Here is a 17,231-nt window from a genome sequence, read left to right as displayed (position 1 = left end):
AAACCTGACGCCCCGCCATCGCGCGGGGTTTTTTGTTGCGAGATCGTAATGACGCAATTCGACTATGTAATTGGTGAGGCGGGAACGCTCGGTTTCCCGATCGATCAGCCGGACGGCGCGCCGATGCCGTTGGACGGGCTATCGCTGCGGCTTGTCCTTTCTCGATCTGGGGTGATCATCACGATCCCCGGATACGTGTCCTCGGGACCGTTCCGGTACGAAGACGGATCGGTACTCGATCATCCGTCTATCGCCGCATTCGATTTCACTGGCGAACTGATCCTGGAAGACGCCCGCACCTATCGGTGCGCGGTCCAGATCCAGATCGGAAACGACTGGTCAACGCTCGATGGCCATGGAGACCATCGCATCAACGCGCGGAGGCCTTAATGGCAGTAGGATCATGGCGTGGACTGCCCGGTGGGATAGTCCCAGCGGACCGCGAGCGGTTCGATCGGGCGGTCGGCGTGGCGGAGACGATCGAGGAGCGTGAGGCCCGCATCCTGCAGGCCGAAACTGCATCGACCACGGCGGCCGGAGCTGCGGCGCTGGATCGCGCGCAAACGGGTCAGGACCGTAGCGCCACCGCCTCGGATCGTACTCAGACGACAGCACATCGCAGCGCCACCGAGCAGGCGCGGCTGGACGCGCAGGCTGCAGCGGTCGCAGCGGCGTTCAATGCTCGTTTTTACGATACCATCGCGATCGGTCGGGCTGCAGTTGCGGACGACGAGTCCTTTGCCGTCGTCTCGAGGGGCGCTGATGGCTTGACCCGCCCGACGATCTACCGGCGGGAAAGCGCGACGACGCAAACGCCTCTGGTCGAGGTGGTGGCCCCGTCCGAAATGGACGACGAAAAAGCGGCGCGGCGTGCGGTCATCACCGACGAAGCTCAGACCTACATGCACGAGTTTGTAGCCAAGTCGGCAATCAACGCCCGCCTGCGCTACCTGCTCGGGGGATTTCGCGCACTGGACGGGGCTTGGGAGGCGACCAAGCTGATAGCGCGAAACATTGCAGGCCGCGTGACTTCTGGCCGTTGGGTGGACCGTATCCTGTCGAGCGACGGGCTGACCACGCTGATGGCGTGGGACTATCGCGGACGCGTGCGATTCCAGCCGGACGAACGGACGCTGGCATACATCGCCGACAATCTGCCCGTTGCGGTTGGCGACTATCCCACGCTGACCAGCGGGCCTGCCGAGTTCCACAAGCCTATGGGTGCGATTGTCGGCATTCACGCCTATGGTCAGTCGTGGGAAGCGCGGAACGCCCAGACCGGCATCGCGCAAAACGATGTGGCAGGCTACACGCTGGCTGGCCAGCGGTTCCCTCGCAACGTGCTGACCCTGAATGACGGGCGGGGCTTTCTGGGCTGGGAGGGCGCGGCAGGCCGGGTGCCGGCAACCGCATTCGCCGCGGGGTCTGAGACGGACGCGGATATCCAGACCTTGACGGGTGCTTTGGCATTCCGGCTGGCGCGATCCGCCAACGATGAAGGCCGACCGCTAGTCGTCATGGCCCGCACCGAGGCCAAGGGCGGCACGGCTCTGGAAGTTCTCGCGCCGCTCGATCTGCCCTATGCCATAGGCGACGGGTCGTGCTGGGCGGCGTGGGAAGGTGCTGTGCAAGACGCTTTCGATATCGCCGCAGGTCTGGGCGTGCCCTACGAAGTGCGCTTCATTCCCTGGACGCACGGGCAGGCAAACACCGACGACAGCTACGCCACCTATCGCACCAATCTGGAACTGCTGCTCGACCGGATGAGCGAGACGGTCATGGAGATCACCGGCCAGACCGTCAAACCGGTGTTCCTCGTCATGCAGCAGATGCCGACGCAGAACAAAGGCTACGCTGATCACATCAAGGTCACGTCAGATCTGTGCCGCGAGCGGGATGATTGTGTCATGGTCACCGGGGGCTACGGTCACGAGCATATCGACCACATCCACCTGACCCGCTGGGCTTCGGTCGAGGTTGGCGAATTGCGGGCCATCGCGGCAGAGAAAACGTTGCGCGGTGAACCATGGGGCGGGCCGCAGTTGGCTAATCCTCGCCGCTCGGGCGCGGTCGTGACCTTCGACGTGATCGGCGCGCATGACGTCATCGCAGATACGTCCATCGTTTCCGACCGTCACCAGACTGGCGGGACGTATAACGCCACGACAGGGGCCTATACGGGCGGCGCGCCAATCCCGTTCTACGGCTTCGAGGCTTCAGTTGATGGCGTGAACGTCCCCATCGCCAGCGTAGTCGTGGACCGTCGCCGCATCACCTTGACGCTTGCCAGCGAGCCGAGTTCCGGCACGCTGCAGGTCCGTTATGCGATGCACAATGACGGAACGGTTAACTCCGCATGGGGCGATAACCGGTCGGCCAACCGTGGCAACATCCGCGCCGATTGGCAGGGCCGCGCGATCCTGACCGGTCGTCCGATGCATCGCTGGATGGCGTCCGACTATTTCAACATCACGATCTGAGGGGGCTGGCTATGGCTCAAATCATCGGCACCGGCGATCCGGTCAATCCGGCGCTCGCCACCTATTTTGATAGCACCATCGATTTTTCGGGCCTCGGGTTGACCGACCGGTTCGAATTCAAAGCGCCCTCGATCGTGCGCGGTGACGTGTCCGGAACGCAGCGCGTCTCGCAGATCAACCCGATCGGCACCTCACGTCCGCTGACACAGGGCGTGCCGGCAAGCCAGCCCGCCTATCTTGCGGGCGGCGGCCCCGGTGGACTGACGGACGCGCTGGAATTTGTCAAAACACGACCGGACCAAATGGCGCTTGGCGAGTTGGCAATCGGCAAGCTGACGAAAGTCCTGATCATCCGCCCGACGATCACCGATGCGGCGGTCAACCAACACCTGCTGTCAGCCCGCTCGACTGGCACGGGCCGCAATACGTGGATCTTGCGCCAGACCAGCGGCCAGCTCGGCATGTATGCATGGGTCGGTGATGTCTCGCCGAACTGGGGCAATGCGGAGATTCCGGCAGGAGGTATCCCACTCGATACGTGGCAGGCCGTGGCGATGTGCCTCGATCCCGATACGCGGACCGTCAAATGCGGCGTGCGGGCGACCGGCGCGGCATCCTGGACATGGGCGACGGCTGTCTGGCCGGTGCCGTACCCGCCGACCCAAACGCTGATGACGCTTGGCGCTCATAACGCGCTCGGGACGGCTGACAGCTATTCGGGTCGCATGGCGGGGGCGCTGACGTTCGTTGGCCACGATGCGCATGCGGAACCCGCGCTGCTCGACCAGATCAACGCATGGGCGTTCGGCTCTGGATCGATTTTCGGGCTGTGAGGCTCGCGCATTCACCGAGCGGCCCCGCCACTGCGCGGGGCTTTTCACATTCATCCGCTACAGGTGGCCGCAATGAGTATGGTGCAAGTGGACAATCGAATTTCAACGGGCAACATCCTCGTTGCAGGGGGCATGATCGTGTCAATCGCGGTGGCGTGGGGCAATCTCTCGGGTCGCGCCGACAATATCAACGAGCGGGTCGTGCATAACGCCGCGTCCATTGCGGCCGCGGAGGCGCGAGTGCGGGCGCTGGAAACCAATAATGCGCGGCAGGACGAGCGGATGATCCTGATCCTCGACAGTCTGCGGAAGATCGAGGCGAGGATCGAGAGCGAATAGCCCTCAACCCGCAACCCTTCACGCCGTCCTTCCGGACGGCTTTTTCTTTGCGAGATCACCATGAAAACGAACAACGCTGCATTCGCGCTGATCCGCGAGTTCGAAGGCCTGCGCACGACTGCCTATTACGATACCGGCAACGTGCTAACAATCGGCTACGGCCATACCTCTGCCGCAGGCGCACCACGCGTCATGGCGGGGATGAAAATTACGGCAGCGGAAGCGGCTGAAATCCTCACGCGCGATGTGGTGGGGGCGGAATCGGACGTTGCCGAAATGGTCAAAGTCCCGCTGACGGAAAACCAGTTCGGGGCGCTTGTCTCGTTCGTGTTCAACCTCGGGCGCGGGCAGGTGGCATCGTCCACGCTGCTGCGCAAGCTGAACGCGGGCGACTACGCGGGCGCTGCCGAACAGTTCGGGCGTTGGATCTATGATGACGGCGTGAAGCTGGACGGGTTGATCCGTCGCCGTGCCGCCGAGCGCGCACTGTTCGAAGCGGGCGCGGCCACTCCAGAGCATGAGATGCAAACCATCCTCGCCGCGCTCGGCCTCTACACCTCGAAAATTGACGGCAAATGGGGTCCGCGCAGTCAAGCCGCGCTGGACGCCTTCAACCTCGCCCGCGACCGGATCGCCGCGCTTTCGGGGGCGTAAGAGGTCTCGCTTCTCAGGAGTAAAAGCCCGACGCCATCGTGACAGCGAGCGTGACCAGGGCAATACCCAAAATCATCAGCAGCTTGCGGATGATCTTATTTTGGTTCGACAGGATAATGTGCTGATTTTTCAGGATGTCAGTCAGTTCCCCGAGAACCCTGCCTAGCTGAACATCTAAATGGTCCGTGCCACGCTCGACATTCTCGATGCGTTTAAGCGTATCTTCCCAAGCCTCAGTAACACCGTTCATCGAACCACACACCCTAACCAATTAACCGCGCGCCTTTAGCTAAGGGGTGTGAGACCAGCAATATGTGCCGCAGCGTCACATGTTAGGGCGCGGATTGCGCCAGCCACACGACCCCGCCGAGTCGGGGTTTTTTTATTGGAGAATGACCCATGAACAACATCGCAGTCCGCATGGCGCTTTATGTCCTGTCGCCAGTCCTCGTCACGCTGGCTGGTTTCCTGACTGGTTGGGGCGTGGGCTTCAACGCCGATACCGGCATCCTGACGATCCATCTGGAGACCGCTGTGACAGCAATAGTCTCGGCTCTCGGGATCTCAGGCGCCATCTTTGCCAAGTGGGGCGTCAAGTAACGCCCAACTCATCAGTCAATCACCTCGCCTCTTAGACCGAGGGACTGCCTCTTAGCCCAGTCTCAATCTCAATGCTGGCGAATCGCTATGCGACCCTTCAACCTGACAGGATGTGCAACCTCTACACCCCGATCCGCACTGCAGCTGAGATAGGCCGGTTATTTCCTGCTCATGATCGAACAGGCAATGAACCTTGGCCTGACGATGCATATCCTGACCGGTTGGCACCTATAATCAGGCAGGGTGTACATGGCGCAGAAATCGTGAAGGCGCGTTGGGGAATGCCTACCCCGCCGACCTATCTGCCCGCATCGGGGCGTGATAGCGGCGTGACCAATATCCGAAACGTCGGATCACCTCATTGGCGGCGCTGGCTGGGACCTGAGCACCGCTGCCTTGTTCCGGTTGATCGCTTTAGTGAGCCAGGCGCCGATCGGAAGCCAGTATGGTTCGCGTCGATCGATGGTGGCCCCATGTTCTTTGCCGGTATAGAGGTGCGGGGCTGGACTAGTATCCGCAAGGTCAAGGACGGCGAAACGACCGACGATCTATTTGGTTTTTTGACCTGTTCCCCAAACGCCGAGGTCGAGGAAATCCACCCAAAGGCCATGCCCGTGATTCTGCGAACTCAGCAGGAATGGGAAACGTGGATGAGCGCGCCTTGGGGAATTGCTATGAAGTTGCAGAGGCCCATTGCTAGCGGGTCGTTGCGTATAAGAGCTTGATTCCGCCCCTCGATTCGCACTGAGGGGCGGTTTTTGGGTATCAGGCTTATGCAGGAGCGCCTGTTTGTTAATGGATCGTATCCTTTAACAGCTCGGGGTTAGAGGACAAAGTCACCAGCATAATACCGATTCCATGCAACGTTGCCGTCTTCGATCCAAATTGAAATCTCGGCTTGTGCATCTGCGTCAGTGTTGCCACGGAGCAAAGTTCTGCCACCATATTCCTCTAGCCAGACGCGACCAGCAGATCTCTGCCCAGAGTCAAATCCTCCTCCGGTAAATACAAAGGCTTGATTTCCCGAGACTGTCGTATTGGCATCAATTTGTTGAAGGTCGATCACATCGCCACCGACTGCTCCCACTCCTTGCATTGCGATGGCTCCTTCCGATGCGACAATGCGATCGACAGATCCAGCCGTAGAGTGCTCAGCTAGTTGGAATACAAACCGGTCAGCGCCAAAGCCTCCGCCTAAGATATCCGCTCCCGGACCGCCATAAATTACGTCGTTATGGTTGCCACCATGCAATACATCGTTACCTGTGTTACCGATGAGGACATCACTATTTTCTCCCCCAAGCAGTGTATCGGCGCCGTTTCCCCCTCCAAGAGTGTCATTGCCGCTAGCACCGGATATGCGATCATTTCCACCAAGGCCAGCAATCTGATCATTGCCTCCTAGCCCGTTGACCATGTCGGCGAACTGAGAACCTCTCACCACATCTCCATTTTGAGTTCCTAGACCTGCGGAAATCGAAATGGTGTATGAGCCTGTGCCACCGTCAAAGGATGTGGCCTCTAGACTGTGTGTTCCCGTGGTAATCGCTCGATAGGTGATCAGAGCATTTAATCCAATACCCGCATCGTCGTTGTAGACAACCGCACCTTCTGGAGGTGTCATTAACAGGTATGGATCCAATAGTGTTCCATCGCCACTGCTATTCCCCAGCATACCTATCGTATAGGTCAATCCGTAAAGAAAGGTAGTAGTGTGAAAATCACTACCGTTTGCGGTTAAGATATCGTCCTCTAATGAGGTGCCTGTGGGAATGTAGGGCATGCACTTTACCTCTGACAGAATCATCAACAGTGCCGATGAGAATATCAGTTTTATATAAGATTCGCATGTCACTATTTAGACTTAGCGAAACTTGCCTGATAAATGCTGATTTGCGCCCGAGAAGGCCATTGTGCAGCCGTCTTGGCTCTTTTGCGCTTAAGGGAGCGCGTCTTATCTCTGCCCAATGCGCCACTATATCCATCTGACCTGCCGTTGCGGGCATCGATCGACGATTTGCATGTCTCGGTCAATTTCTCGTGCGGAACTGCTTCGACGCGCTCGCTGCTCGGTATGTGGTCACCGCGGCGCTGAGCACATGACGGTGATCGTAGATGCTGAGTACAGCGGTCCGGGCTGGGAGCAGCGGAATCGGGAGTTGAGAGCGCTGCCGGTGATCGAGATCTAGCGAACTGGTGACAGTCTAGTTGTCATTCTTCCGCATATAAGAGTTGGCTGGCCAAGCGGGTGTAGTGACGAACTTGCACGACTGGTTTAAACTAATATTTGTTCATGCCTTTGTCTTGATGATTGGTAGTCAGTAATCACTCGGGAGACCATGAACGCCAGAACCGTCAAACCGAAGCGATACATCAACGTCTGCTGTGCCGTTTCTCGACATGCAAACTAGAATTGCTCTGCGGGCGGCCTGAAATAGCTGCTCCGCCGCGGCATCGTCTGTTACGTAATTCTTGACTTTCTGGATTTTTAGTCCAGTGACATTTACGTCTATAGCTCCATTTGCCGCAGCACTTGAAAGGGTGCTACGATTAAAGCAGGCCTCGACCTGATTGGCGAAAGTCTTTGCTGTAGCGGGCGCATCTGCTGGCGGTCTGGGTGGCGGCAGGTACTGCGGAAGAAGTTCAACTGAAATGGATACGTTTTCTTCGTTCGCGCGCAGGGGTAGCGTAGGCAGCTGTATTGCTAAATCCATTGTCTCGCCGGGCTCAAGGCCGCCGGCAATCTCTTGGCCTGATCGATGCTCGGCCCAAGGGAAGGTTCGTCCATCTTCTGCCAAAGTTACGTTATATTCGATGGCTGGAATAGCAATCGGTCCTAAGTTGGACAATTGACAGAAGTATGTTTTGTCACTCTTTGTCTGGCACCCGTGAAGGCGTAGTTCAATCTGCTGCGCATTGATCGCAGTTGAATATGAGATGAGCGCAACAAAAAAACTGAAACGATACATGGCCTACCTCGAAGGTCTGGTTAGGCAACAAATGCAATTTTTACGTCAAATGTGAAGGTCTTTCGGGGCGGGAGGTCAAGCGGTGACAACTTGAACTCTTGGTCCGACTTGGTGCTTAACTGAAGCTGTGCAGGTTTGCAGATTCATCGTAACGCATTGATCTCGTTTTCTGAAGTTAGTCGGCGGTTTGCTTTTAACCAAATGCATAACAGTATCTTGGGATGGTTTTGGGTACCGTAGGCCGGAGGTTCGAATCCTCTCGCCCCGACCAGTTTCCTCATTGTCATCAGGATCGGTGATCCGCGAATTCGTTGCTCTGTTCTGGGGCTCCCGCCGTCTTGGCCTGTCCGATTTTGTGGAATCCTGACTGAATCCATATATTTTGCGTGATAGGGCGCCGTTCTAACGGGCAAGTCCTTTCCGCACTTGCCCTTTCCCGATCCCGCCCCTAGAACGCCCTCCGATATCCTGTGGTAGCTGGGGGCAAGGGAATGCCGCTTCTGGTGATGAAATTCGGCGGCACCTCGGTGGCCGATCTCGATCGCATCAAGAATGCCGCGATGAAGGTCAAGCGCGAGGTTGAGCGCGGTTACGACGTCATCGTTATCGTCAGTGCCATGTCGGGCAAGACGAACGAACTCGTGGGTTGGGTCGAAGCGACCTCTCCGCTGTTCGACGCGCGTGAATACGACGCCGTTGTCGCTTCGGGCGAGAACGTGACCGCCGGCCTTATGGCCCTGACGCTGCAGGAGATGGATGTCCCCGCGCGCAGCTGGCAGGGTTGGCAAGTGCCGATCAACACGACCTCGCAGCACTCGTCGGCGCGCTTCGTGGACATTCCGCGCAAGAACATCGACACGAAATTTGCCGAAGGCATGAAAGTCGCTGTGGTCGCAGGCTTCCAGGGCGTCTCGCCCGAGGGCCGCATCACCACGCTGGGTCGCGGCGGTTCGGACACGACCGCTGTCGCCTTCGCAGCGGCTTTCGGGGCCGAGCGTTGCGATATCTATACCGATGTGGACGGCGTTTATACGACCGATCCGCGCATCACCTCGAAAGCGCGCAAGCTTGACAAGATCGCGTTCGAGGAAATGCTGGAACTGGCCAGCCTGGGCGCGAAGGTCCTTCAGACCCGCTCGGTCGAACTGGCCATGCGCTACAAAGTCCGCCTGCGGGTGCTGTCCTCGTTCGAGGATACCGACGAGAATTCGGGCACTCTGGTCTGCGATGAGGATGAAATCATGGAATCGAAAGTCGTCAACGGCGTCGCCTATTCCCGCGAGGAAGCCAAGATCACCTTGGTGACCGTCGAGGACAAGCCGGGCATCTCGGCCGCGATCTTTGCCCCTCTCGCCGAAGCTGGCGTGAACGTGGACATGATCGTCCAGAACATCTCGGAAAAGGATTATGACGATCACCCCGGTTCGGTGACCGACATGACTTTCTCGTGCCCGGTCAATCAGGTCGCGCGTGCGCGCAAGGTCATGGAAGAAGCCCGCGCGGCCGGAACCATCGCCTATGACGATCTGGTCGTCGATACCGAGGTCTGCAAGGTTTCGGTCGTCGGCATCGGGATGCGTAGCCACGCTGGCGTCGCCGCGCGCATGTTCAAGTCGCTTGCTGACGAGAACATCAACATCAAGGTGATCTCCACCAGCGAGATCAAGATTTCGGTCCTGATCGACCGCAAATATATGGAACTTGCGGTGCAGGCACTGCATGATGCCTTCGAACTTGAGCAGGCCTGAATGACGTCTCGGGCCATGATCGGAGGATCTGTGCCCGAACGCAAGGACAGCGACTCGCGCAAGCTGCTTCTGCGGCTGCGCGAGATCTTGGCGGCTCCCGGTGGTGGGCAGGATCGCCTTGACCGGATTACCCACCACATCGCCGACTCGATGGGAACACAGGTCTGTTCGATCTATCTGTTCCGCGATCCCGAGACCCTTGAGCTATGCGCGACCGAGGGGCTGAAGCCTGAATCCGTTCATAAGACGCGCCTTAGACTGGGCGAGGGGCTGGTCGGTCGCGTCGCCCGTTCGGGCCGCTATGTGAATACCGCCGACGCGCCGTCCGAGCCGGGTTTCCGCTACATGCCCGAGACCGGCGAAGAGGTCTATTCCAGCTTCCTTGGGGTTCCGATCCAGCGGGTCGGCGAAAAGCTGGGCGTGCTGGTCGTCCAGTCCCGCGATGCCCGACTGTTCACCGACGACGAGTTATACGGTCTGGATGTCGTCGCCATGGTTCTTGCCGAAATGGCAGAACTGGGCGCGTTTCTGGGCTCGCAATCGGACGGAATGCCGTTGCAGCACCGGTTTCCGATCGTGTTCCGCGGTGGGGTCGCGCAGGAAGGCGTCGCCGAAGGTCGGGTCTGGTTGCATGAACCGCGCGTGGTCATTGCCAATCCGGTGGGCGAAGACCCCCTCAAGGAAAAGGCGCGCCTGACCGAGGGCGTTGCGATGCTGCGCACCACTGTCGATTCGATGTTGGCGGCGACCAGCATGGCTGCGGGTGACAGTGCCGAGGTCATGGAGACCTATCGCATGTTCGCCCATTCCCGCAGTTGGCTGCGGCGGATGGAGGAGGCGATCGACCGTGGCCTTTCTGCCGAAGCTGCGGTCGAGAAAGAGCAAAGTCAGGCCCGTGCGCGGCTGGAAAGCGCCGCTGACCCCTATCTGCGCGACCGGCTGCATGATCTGGACGATCTGTCGAACCGCTTGCTGCGTATCCTGACGGGGCAGGGCAAGGATACCGGCGCCGAGATGCCCGAGAACCCGATCCTGGTTGCGCGCAATATCGGACCGGCAGATCTGCTGGATTACGGGCGCAAGCTGCGCGGCGTCGTGCTTGAGGAGGGCTCGGTCGGTAGCCATGCCACAGTTGTGGCGCGGGCGCTGGCGATTCCCTTGGTCATCCACGCCGAACGCATCACCTCCGAGGCGCTGAACGGCGACCAGATCTTTGTCGATGGCGATACCGGCATGGTGCATCTGCGCCCCGAGGAAACCATCGCCAAGGCCTATCGTGACAAGATGGCGATGCAGGCCGAAGCCCAGCAGCGTTACGCCGGTCTGCGTGACCTTCCTGCCTCGGCCAAATGCGGCACGACGATCCAGCTTTATATGAATGCCGGATTGATGGCCGATCTTCCCAGCCTCGAAAACTCGGGCGCCGAAGGTGTCGGACTGTTCCGGACCGAGTTGCAGTTTCTGGCCCGAACCCGCGTTCCACGCCGCGGAGAACTGGCTGCGCTTTATACCAAGGTGCTGGAGAACGCGCAGGGCAAGCCTGTGATGTTCCGCACGCTGGACATCGGCTCGGACAAGGTGCTGCCCTATATGAAGCCGCAGGACGAGCCCAACCCCGCGATGGGCTGGCGTGCGATCCGTGTGGGTCTGGACAAGCGCGGCGTGCTCAGGATGCAGCTACAGGCGCTGATCCGCGCCTCGGTCGGGCGTCCGCTTTACGTCATGTTTCCCTTCATCACAGAGATGAACGAATTCGAAGAGGCGCATCGCCTGCTGATGGAACAGATCGCGCGCGAGCAGCGTCTGGGTCACGGCATGCCGACCGATGTACGGGTCGGGGCGATGCTGGAAACTCCTTCGCTGGCCTTTGCACCGAAGAAGTTTTTCGAGATGTGCGATTTCATCTCGGTCGGCGGCAACGATCTGAAACAGTTCTTCTTCGCCGCAGACCGCGAGAACGAGCGCGTACGCCGCCGCTACGACACCTTGAACACTTCGTTCATCAGTCTGCTGGAGCAGATCCTGCAGCGGTGCAATGACGCCCGTGTGCCGGTGTCCTTCTGTGGCGAGGATGCGGGACGACCGATCGAGGCCGTGACTTTCGCGGCCCTTGGCTTCCGTCGGCTATCGATGCGGCCCGCGTCTATCGGTCCGGTGAAGCATCTGATCCGGCGTGTCGATCTGAGCGAATTGCGCCGAGTCATCGACGATGCGCGCGATATCGGCGAAACGAACTTGCGGGGCCCCGTAACCGATTGGCTGGCCCGCCAATAGCCGAAGCCGCAGATCCGCATGCACAAAGGTCGCCCCACGGGGCGGCTATTTGCTAACGACGCAATGCCAAACGTGCTGAATGCAGCCATAAGGGCATCGTTTGTAAGGGATGGAAGGTATGGCGGACCCGGAGCGATTCGAACGCCCGACCCCCAGATTCGTAGTCTGGTGCTCTATCCAGCTGAGCTACGGGTCCACTATAGTTCGGTGGTCTAGATGTTATTGCCTTGAGTTACAAGGCACAATTCCATCCTTACACCTGATGTCGCGAAGTTAGACGAATAACCCCTCGGGGTGGTTTCCTCTATCTTGCGATAGGTAGTTATGGCGGACCCGGAGCGATTCGAACGCCCGACCCCCAGATTCGTAGTCTGGTGCTCTATCCAGCTGAGCTACGGGTCCGCTGTGAGGCGGGGATTTAGAGGCAGTGGCTGGAGGGTGCAAGGTTAAAAATGAACTTTCGTGACTTATCCCACGAAAAACTTGCCACGGCCATTCAACGGCCCGCTAGCTTGCCATGTTTTCCTCGCGCATCGGGGTCATGATCAGATCGCGGGGCAGGTGCAGGCAGAACTGCGTGCCTTCTTCGTCGCTGCGCAGAAGGTCCAGCTTTCCGCCATGGTTGCGCACAAGGTCGGCGGCGATGGCCAGCCCCAACCCGGTCCCTCCTTTGCGCGACCCGCCCGAGAAGGGCTGGAACAGGTAGTCCCGTGCTTTCTTCGGCAGGCCGGGTCCGGTATCGCCGACGCGGATGAGCCATTCGGATTCGTCCTCGCTTGCGCCGATCTCGATTGTGCCGGGGCGGCGGGTGGCCTCGATGGCCTGACGGGCATTGCGGACGAGGTTCGAGAGAACGCGGAAAAGCTGGTCACGGTCGGCGCGGATCATCAGGCCCGAGGGTACATCGGTCAGGAACTCGATCGGCGCTGCGTCATCCGCAACCTCGGCAGCCAGTGCCTCGGCCTCGGTGACTTCGGTGACCAAAGCGGACAGGTTGAAGCGTGACAGCGACGGTGCCGGCTCCTCGGCCTTTCCAAAGGCCAATGTCGTCTCGCACAGGTTCACGGCGCGGCTGATCGAGTTCACCAGCTTCGGAGCCGCGCGGCGTACGGCGGGATCCTCGCTGGTCTCCAGCCGGTCGGCAAAGATCTGCGAGGTGGTCAGGATGTTGCGCAGGTCATGGCTGATGCGGGCAACGGCCTGCCCCAGTTGCGCCAGTCTGGCCTTCTGCTTCAGGGCCGAGGTGACTGTGTGCTGCATCGCGGCCAAAGCGGCTTCGGCCTCGTTCAGCTCGGCCAGTCTTGCGGTCGGGGTAATGATCGAGCGCGCATCCTCGGGGGCATTCGCATAGGCGGTCATGTGATTGATGACGCGCCGGATCGGGACTAGCAGCATCCGCTGGGCTGCCACGTTCAGCAAAAGCGCGGTCAGGATCGAGAAGGCGGCCGAAATCGCCAATAGCCGCAATCCGTAATCAATCATCTCGGTGCGCAGGCGGTGCGTGTCCATCGTGATCTCGATCAGCTGGCCGGCCTGATTGACCGGCGCACCGATGACGCGGATCACACGGTTCTCGGGGTCCAGCAGTTGCGCCACCGCATCGCGCGCCGAGGTCCAGAACGGTTGTTCGCGCAGGTCATATGTGTCCGCGACCGGGCCGGGAATCGGCGAAGACAATACCAGTTGGCGGACTTCGTCGCGACGCAGGACGACGTTGAAAACGCCGGCATTCTCAAGCAACTCGGATTCCAGATCCGAGGCCAGCGACTCGTCGGTCGCCAACAGGGCGAGGCTGGCAATCTGCGCCCGTTCAAGGCGCGATTCCAGAAAATCCAGGCGATAGTTCGCAAGCGATGGCAACAGGATCAGCAATTCGGCCAGCAGCACGAAGATCCCGGTCAGAAGTGCGAATCGCCCGGAAAGGGTATTCAGGGACATGTTAACCTTTTGTATTCCACCCTAGTCCGTGGCGTTGGCGGCGCAGCAGTTGGTTGCACCGCCGCTGATCAAACCTACGTGACTGGGCGGCGGTTCCCGCGAATGCCGCGCTGTGGCGAATTATCAGCAATGTAGTTGACTCAGGTCTGTGCTCCGACTATGCAGCGGGCCTCGAATAGACCGGCGCGTCTTGCGTGGGCTGTATGCCCATACCCTGACTCGCACTGACCCGGAGTTACAAGATGTCGAAACGCACCTTCCAGCCGTCGAACCTGGTTCGCGCCCGCCGTCACGGCTTCCGCGCGCGCATGGCGACCAAGGGCGGCCGCCGCGTGCTGAACGCCCGCCGCGCCAAAGGCCGCAAGTCGCTCAGCGCATAAGTTCGCGCCGCAAGGCGTGACCTGAGCACATGACGCGATCTGCCGAAGTCGCCGCCGCTGACCGGAATGTCCTGCAAGGGCAACCGGACAGGGCGGCTTCCGGCATTTCCAAGGGGGCCTTGCCTCCGATGCCGGAGATCCTGCGAAAGCGGGCTGATTTCTTGCGCGCTGCCTCTGCCAAGCGGCAGGGTACGCAGGGCTTTCTGTTGCACGCCCGCCGCCGCGGCGAAAATGAGCCGGCGGAGGGTATCCGCATCGGCTTCACCTGCTCGAAGAAGATCGGCAATGCCGTTGCCCGTAACCGAGCGAAGCGTCGGCTGCGGGCTCTTGCGCATGAGATCCTGCCAGCGAAAGCCATGGCAGGTTGGGACTATGTTCTGGTCGGCCGTCCGGGCGCGACGATCGAACGTGATTTCGCCGAGCTGAAGTCTGACCTGCTGCAAGCTTTGTCGCGCATCCATTCCACCCCGAAAGGTGAGGGCAAAGGATGAGCCCGCTGGCCCGCATCGTTGCGTTGCCGGTCCATGCCTACCGCCTTGTGGCCAGTCCTTGGGTCGGTCATGGCTGCCGCTTCCAGCCCACATGCTCGGCCTATGCGCTGGAGGCACTCGAGCGCCACGGCGCGCTGCGTGGCAGCGCGCTGACCGTGCGGCGGATATGTCGCTGCCACCCTTGGGGCGGCGATGGCTACGACCCCGTGCCGGGCTCTGAGCCGCAGGACTGACGCTGCTGCGTCATCCGTGATATGAACCTGCGCGACAGCGCCAAGATCAGGACAAGACCGATGCGGGACGACATCGACATCCAGGACGATTCCTACGACGAGGAAATCCATCCGCTGTTTCGCGGCGCGCCGTCCTCGACCGAGTTCCGCAAGCTGCGCAAGCGCCTTGTCCGCGAGACCCGCGCGGCGATCGAAACCTATGACATGATCAAGCCCGGCGACCGCTGGTTGGTCTGCCTGTCCGGCGGCAAGGACAGCTACACCCTGTTGGCCGTCTTGCACGAACTGAAGTGGCGCGGCCTTTTGCCGGTGGAGCTTCTGGCCTGTAACCTCGATCAGGGACAACCCGGCTTTCCAGCGACGGTCCTGCCCGAGTTCCTGACCGACCGTCAGGTCGCCCACCGGATCGAATATCAGGACACCTATTCCATCGTTAAGGAAAAGGTTCCCGAGGGCCGGACCTATTGCGCGCTCTGCTCGCGGCTGCGTCGCGGCAACCTGTACCGCATTGCCCGCGAGGAAGGCTGCTCGGCCGTCGTGCTGGGGCATCACCGCGACGATATCCTTGAGACCTTCTTCATGAACCTGTTCCACGGTGGCAGGCTAGCCTCGATGCCGCCCAAGCTATTGAATGAAGAAGGTGATCTGAACGTGCTGCGTCCGCTGGCCTTCATTGCCGAAGCGGATTGCGAGCGTTTCGCCCGTGCCATGAATTACCCCGTAATCCCCTGCGATTTATGTGGCAGCCAAGAAGGCTTGCAGCGTGTGCAGGTCAAAAAGTTGTTGGATGAATGGGAAAGCCGCGCCCCCGGGCGTCGGCAGGTGATGTTCCGCGCCTTGATGAATGTGCGGCCTTCGCATCTACCCGATCCGAAGCTGTTCGACTTTACCTCGCTCTTTCCGGGTGGATCGGATTTTAGCGAAAAACCCGCCGGTGACGTGCCGGTGCTGCGGGAACTTTAACCGAACAAAAAGTATCGCCGCCGTAGCGTCCGGATCAGGGATAACGATTCGGTATGAGCCATGGTTGTGGGATTTCGTTTGGTGGTTGGTCGGCTCAGGCAGGCGATACGGTGGTCTGCATCCATTGGTAAGGCGCGCTCGGTTCTTGTGCTCAGGCTGCTGGACGCGGACCGGATCCGCGCCAGTCTTGGTCCCGCCTTGTTCGAGCGGTTGCTGGACAACCTGACGCTGCGCTTGACCATCGGGCTCGGTCTGGAGCCTCGGTCGCGTGGGATCGGCAGTATCGAGATTGCGGGCGTTCTACCCGCACGAAGCGATATCAGCTTGCCCCAAAGAGTCGCTCTTTTGGGAAGAATTTGTTCGGAAATGGTGGATCTGGGCAATTCCTGCCTAGCCGCGAAAGCGGACGGGGTCATCGTGCGGGGCAAGTCTGCCGTCGAAACCGATCTGCTTCTTGCATACGGGCATGGCGCGCTATCGCGCATTGACCCCGCAGCGGCGGGCGGAACGATGCAGGTTCTGGACTATGTGCCGGAACGAAAGGCCGAAACGACGAAGGCTTTACCCTCTGTCGCCGGTGGTATCCGCTTCCAGCCTCAGATTTGCTGCGATACCGGCCGTTTGATCGCGCTGCGTCTAGAACCTCTGGTCAACCTTGAAGACGGGCAACCGGTCGATCGCATTCTGGACACCTTGCGGCATGGATTCGACGCTTTGCGTCACTGGCAGAGATCGGGCCATGACGTTCCTTTCCTCTCTCTGCATCTGTCCGAGCGTGACCTGAGCGATGAACTGTTGGTCGACAGAATTTTGTGGGAATTGGACAGGCATGATCTGACGCCGAGCCGGATCGAGATCGAGTTCTCCGAACCTGCGGACCTGAATCTTGGCCTCAGGATTCAGGCGAATCTGCGTCGTTTGGCGGATGCTGGCTGCCGTATCGCGGTCGGCGATTTCGGAACAGGCAGCGCCGGACTGGACCATCTGCGCGGATATGGTGTCCGAAGGGTGCGGGTGGGACGTTCGTTCATCGTCGGTTCGAACCATCGCAGCGATCAACAACGCATGATTCTGGCGATTCTGGCCCTTGCCGAGAGCCTGGATCTCGAGGTTCTGGGAGATGGCGTTACGACGGTCGAGGAACGCTCTTTCCTGTCCCAGATCGGGTTCAGCGCGCTTCAAGGTAGCGCCGTCGCCCCCATCATGTCGCATGTGGAAACCGGTGACTTTCTGGTGATGCATAAAAGCTCACTGCCGCAAAATCTGTGTTTGGGTCGTAGCGTCTGAAACGTTGCCGCCGTCGCATCCGGTCGTAAGCCGTCAGCCATT

Annotated in this window: 18 protein-coding genes and 2 tRNA genes; 14 read left to right on the top strand and 6 right to left on the bottom strand. The window is 59.9% G+C overall.

Translation table 11 applies throughout. The annotated features are described in order from the left end of the window. Positions 1-48 precede the first annotated feature (48 nt). From GL286_RS01020 to GL286_RS01000, 5 genes are all read left to right on the top strand, one after another. A complete protein-coding gene (locus tag GL286_RS01020; RefSeq protein WP_155093690.1) occupies positions 49-390 on the top strand; it encodes a hypothetical protein in 342 nt (113 codons plus the stop codon). Next, entirely contained in the window at positions 390-2,480 is a 2,091-nt protein-coding gene (locus GL286_RS01015) for a hypothetical protein (RefSeq protein ID WP_155093689.1), read from the top strand. The genes GL286_RS01020 and GL286_RS01015 overlap by 1 nt, the downstream gene beginning before the upstream one ends. An 11-nt stretch (positions 2,481-2,491) precedes the next feature. Further along, positions 2,492-3,313 (top strand): hypothetical protein, encoded by an 822-nt coding sequence (locus GL286_RS01010; RefSeq protein ID WP_155093688.1) that lies wholly within the window; start codon positions 2,492-2,494, stop codon positions 3,311-3,313. Between the two features lie 72 nt (positions 3,314-3,385). Continuing rightward, positions 3,386-3,652, top strand: coding sequence for a hypothetical protein (locus GL286_RS01005; RefSeq protein WP_155093687.1), 267 nt, complete (start codon positions 3,386-3,388; stop codon positions 3,650-3,652). Between the two features lie 60 nt (positions 3,653-3,712). Next, positions 3,713-4,306 (top strand): glycoside hydrolase family protein, encoded by a 594-nt coding sequence (locus GL286_RS01000; RefSeq protein ID WP_155093686.1) that lies wholly within the window; start codon positions 3,713-3,715, stop codon positions 4,304-4,306. Between the two features lie 13 nt (positions 4,307-4,319). On the opposite strand, the gene GL286_RS00995 is transcribed toward GL286_RS01000, so the two are convergent. After that, the gene (locus GL286_RS00995) at positions 4,320-4,556 is read right to left on the bottom strand and encodes a hypothetical protein (RefSeq protein ID WP_155093685.1); all 237 of its coding nucleotides are present in this window, start codon (positions 4,554-4,556) and stop codon (positions 4,320-4,322) included. A 149-nt stretch (positions 4,557-4,705) separates the two neighbouring features. On the opposite strand from GL286_RS00995, the gene GL286_RS00990 reads away from it, so the two are divergent. Together GL286_RS00990 and GL286_RS00985 are read left to right on the top strand one after the other, a co-directional pair. After that, the gene (locus GL286_RS00990) at positions 4,706-4,906 is read left to right on the top strand and encodes a hypothetical protein (protein WP_155093684.1); all 201 of its coding nucleotides are present in this window, start codon (positions 4,706-4,708) and stop codon (positions 4,904-4,906) included. 71 nt (positions 4,907-4,977) lie between these two features. After that, positions 4,978-5,631, top strand: a complete 654-nt coding sequence (locus GL286_RS00985) for an SOS response-associated peptidase (protein ID WP_343038807.1) — start codon at positions 4,978-4,980, stop codon at positions 5,629-5,631. 98 nt (positions 5,632-5,729) lie between these two features. On the opposite strand, the gene GL286_RS00980 is transcribed toward GL286_RS00985, so the two are convergent. Next, positions 5,730-6,689 (bottom strand): calcium-binding protein, encoded by a 960-nt coding sequence (locus GL286_RS00980; protein ID WP_170294999.1) that lies wholly within the window; start codon positions 6,687-6,689, stop codon positions 5,730-5,732. 535 nt (positions 6,690-7,224) lie between these two features. Beyond that, positions 7,225-7,875 (bottom strand): hypothetical protein, encoded by a 651-nt coding sequence (locus GL286_RS00975; protein ID WP_155093682.1) that lies wholly within the window; start codon positions 7,873-7,875, stop codon positions 7,225-7,227. A 491-nt stretch (positions 7,876-8,366) separates the two neighbouring features. On the opposite strand from GL286_RS00975, the gene GL286_RS00970 reads away from it, so the two are divergent. Both GL286_RS00970 and ptsP read left to right on the top strand, forming a co-directional pair. Further along, positions 8,367-9,623, top strand: a complete 1,257-nt coding sequence (locus GL286_RS00970) for an aspartate kinase (RefSeq protein ID WP_155093681.1) — start codon at positions 8,367-8,369, stop codon at positions 9,621-9,623. A gap of 30 nt (positions 9,624-9,653) precedes the next feature. Further along, on the top strand, positions 9,654-11,897 hold the full coding sequence (gene ptsP / locus GL286_RS00965; RefSeq protein WP_170295051.1) for a phosphoenolpyruvate--protein phosphotransferase: 2,244 nt from the start codon (positions 9,654-9,656) through the stop codon (positions 11,895-11,897). 119 nt (positions 11,898-12,016) lie between these two features. Here the strand turns inward: ptsP and GL286_RS00960 are convergent. From GL286_RS00960 to GL286_RS00950, 3 genes are all read right to left on the bottom strand, one after another. Further along, positions 12,017-12,093, bottom strand: a tRNA-Arg gene (locus GL286_RS00960). 129 nt (positions 12,094-12,222) lie between these two features. Beyond that, positions 12,223-12,299: transfer RNA gene (locus GL286_RS00955), tRNA-Arg, on the bottom strand. A gap of 105 nt (positions 12,300-12,404) precedes the next feature. Further along, complete coding sequence (locus tag GL286_RS00950; protein ID WP_155093680.1) at positions 12,405-13,835, bottom strand: ATP-binding protein; 1,431 nt, start codon at positions 13,833-13,835, stop codon at positions 12,405-12,407. Positions 13,836-14,077: 242 nt separating this feature from the next. Here GL286_RS00950 and rpmH point away from each other — a divergent pair, with 242 nt between their 5' ends. The 5 genes from rpmH to GL286_RS00925 are packed head-to-tail and all read left to right on the top strand — an operon-like array spanning position 14,078 to position 17,189. Further along, the gene (gene rpmH, locus GL286_RS00945) at positions 14,078-14,215 is read left to right on the top strand and encodes a 50S ribosomal protein L34 (protein WP_036742148.1); all 138 of its coding nucleotides are present in this window, start codon (positions 14,078-14,080) and stop codon (positions 14,213-14,215) included. Positions 14,216-14,244: 29 nt separating this feature from the next. Then, positions 14,245-14,706, top strand: a complete 462-nt coding sequence (gene rnpA / locus GL286_RS00940; protein ID WP_155093679.1) for a ribonuclease P protein component — start codon at positions 14,245-14,247, stop codon at positions 14,704-14,706. After that, on the top strand, positions 14,703-14,939 hold the full coding sequence (gene yidD, locus GL286_RS00935) for a membrane protein insertion efficiency factor YidD (RefSeq protein ID WP_155093678.1): 237 nt from the start codon (positions 14,703-14,705) through the stop codon (positions 14,937-14,939). The genes rnpA and yidD overlap by 4 nt, the downstream gene beginning before the upstream one ends. A gap of 60 nt (positions 14,940-14,999) precedes the next feature. Further along, positions 15,000-15,902, top strand: a complete 903-nt coding sequence (gene ttcA, locus GL286_RS00930) for a tRNA 2-thiocytidine(32) synthetase TtcA (protein ID WP_155093677.1) — start codon at positions 15,000-15,002, stop codon at positions 15,900-15,902. 60 nt (positions 15,903-15,962) lie between these two features. Further along, positions 15,963-17,189, top strand: coding sequence for an EAL domain-containing protein (locus tag GL286_RS00925; RefSeq protein WP_155093676.1), 1,227 nt, complete (start codon positions 15,963-15,965; stop codon positions 17,187-17,189). Positions 17,190-17,231: the final 42 nt, after the last annotated feature.

The organism is Paracoccus aestuariivivens (assembly GCF_009711225.1).
Classification (GTDB): domain Bacteria; phylum Pseudomonadota; class Alphaproteobacteria; order Rhodobacterales; family Rhodobacteraceae; genus Paracoccus; species Paracoccus aestuariivivens.
Note: the sequence above shows the minus strand (reverse complement) of the source record. Positions and strands in the feature narration are given on the sequence as shown.

Coding starts and splice junctions, on each gene's coding strand:
- GL286_RS01005 (WP_155093687.1), top strand. CDS start 3,386: ATGAGTATGGTGCAAGTGGACAATCGAATTTCAACGGGCAACATCCTC.
- GL286_RS00985 (WP_343038807.1), top strand. CDS start 4,978: ATGCTGGCGAATCGCTATGCGACCCTTCAACCTGACAGGATGTGCAAC.
- GL286_RS00970 (WP_155093681.1), top strand. CDS start 8,367: ATGCCGCTTCTGGTGATGAAATTCGGCGGCACCTCGGTGGCCGATCTC.
- rpmH (WP_036742148.1), top strand. CDS start 14,078: ATGTCGAAACGCACCTTCCAGCCGTCGAACCTGGTTCGCGCCCGCCGT.
- GL286_RS00995 (WP_155093685.1), bottom strand. CDS start 4,556: ATGAACGGTGTTACTGAGGCTTGGGAAGATACGCTTAAACGCATCGAG.
- GL286_RS01015 (WP_155093689.1), top strand. CDS start 390: ATGGCAGTAGGATCATGGCGTGGACTGCCCGGTGGGATAGTCCCAGCG.
- GL286_RS01020 (WP_155093690.1), top strand. CDS start 49: ATGACGCAATTCGACTATGTAATTGGTGAGGCGGGAACGCTCGGTTTC.
- GL286_RS00990 (WP_155093684.1), top strand. CDS start 4,706: ATGAACAACATCGCAGTCCGCATGGCGCTTTATGTCCTGTCGCCAGTC.
- rnpA (WP_155093679.1), top strand. CDS start 14,245: ATGACGCGATCTGCCGAAGTCGCCGCCGCTGACCGGAATGTCCTGCAA.
- GL286_RS01010 (WP_155093688.1), top strand. CDS start 2,492: ATGGCTCAAATCATCGGCACCGGCGATCCGGTCAATCCGGCGCTCGCC.
- GL286_RS00925 (WP_155093676.1), top strand. CDS start 15,963: ATGGTTGTGGGATTTCGTTTGGTGGTTGGTCGGCTCAGGCAGGCGATA.
- GL286_RS01000 (WP_155093686.1), top strand. CDS start 3,713: ATGAAAACGAACAACGCTGCATTCGCGCTGATCCGCGAGTTCGAAGGC.
- GL286_RS00975 (WP_155093682.1), bottom strand. CDS start 7,875: ATGTATCGTTTCAGTTTTTTTGTTGCGCTCATCTCATATTCAACTGCG.
- GL286_RS00980 (WP_170294999.1), bottom strand. CDS start 6,689: ATGCCCTACATTCCCACAGGCACCTCATTAGAGGACGATATCTTAACC.
- GL286_RS00950 (WP_155093680.1), bottom strand. CDS start 13,835: ATGTCCCTGAATACCCTTTCCGGGCGATTCGCACTTCTGACCGGGATC.
- yidD (WP_155093678.1), top strand. CDS start 14,703: ATGAGCCCGCTGGCCCGCATCGTTGCGTTGCCGGTCCATGCCTACCGC.
- ttcA (WP_155093677.1), top strand. CDS start 15,000: ATGCGGGACGACATCGACATCCAGGACGATTCCTACGACGAGGAAATC.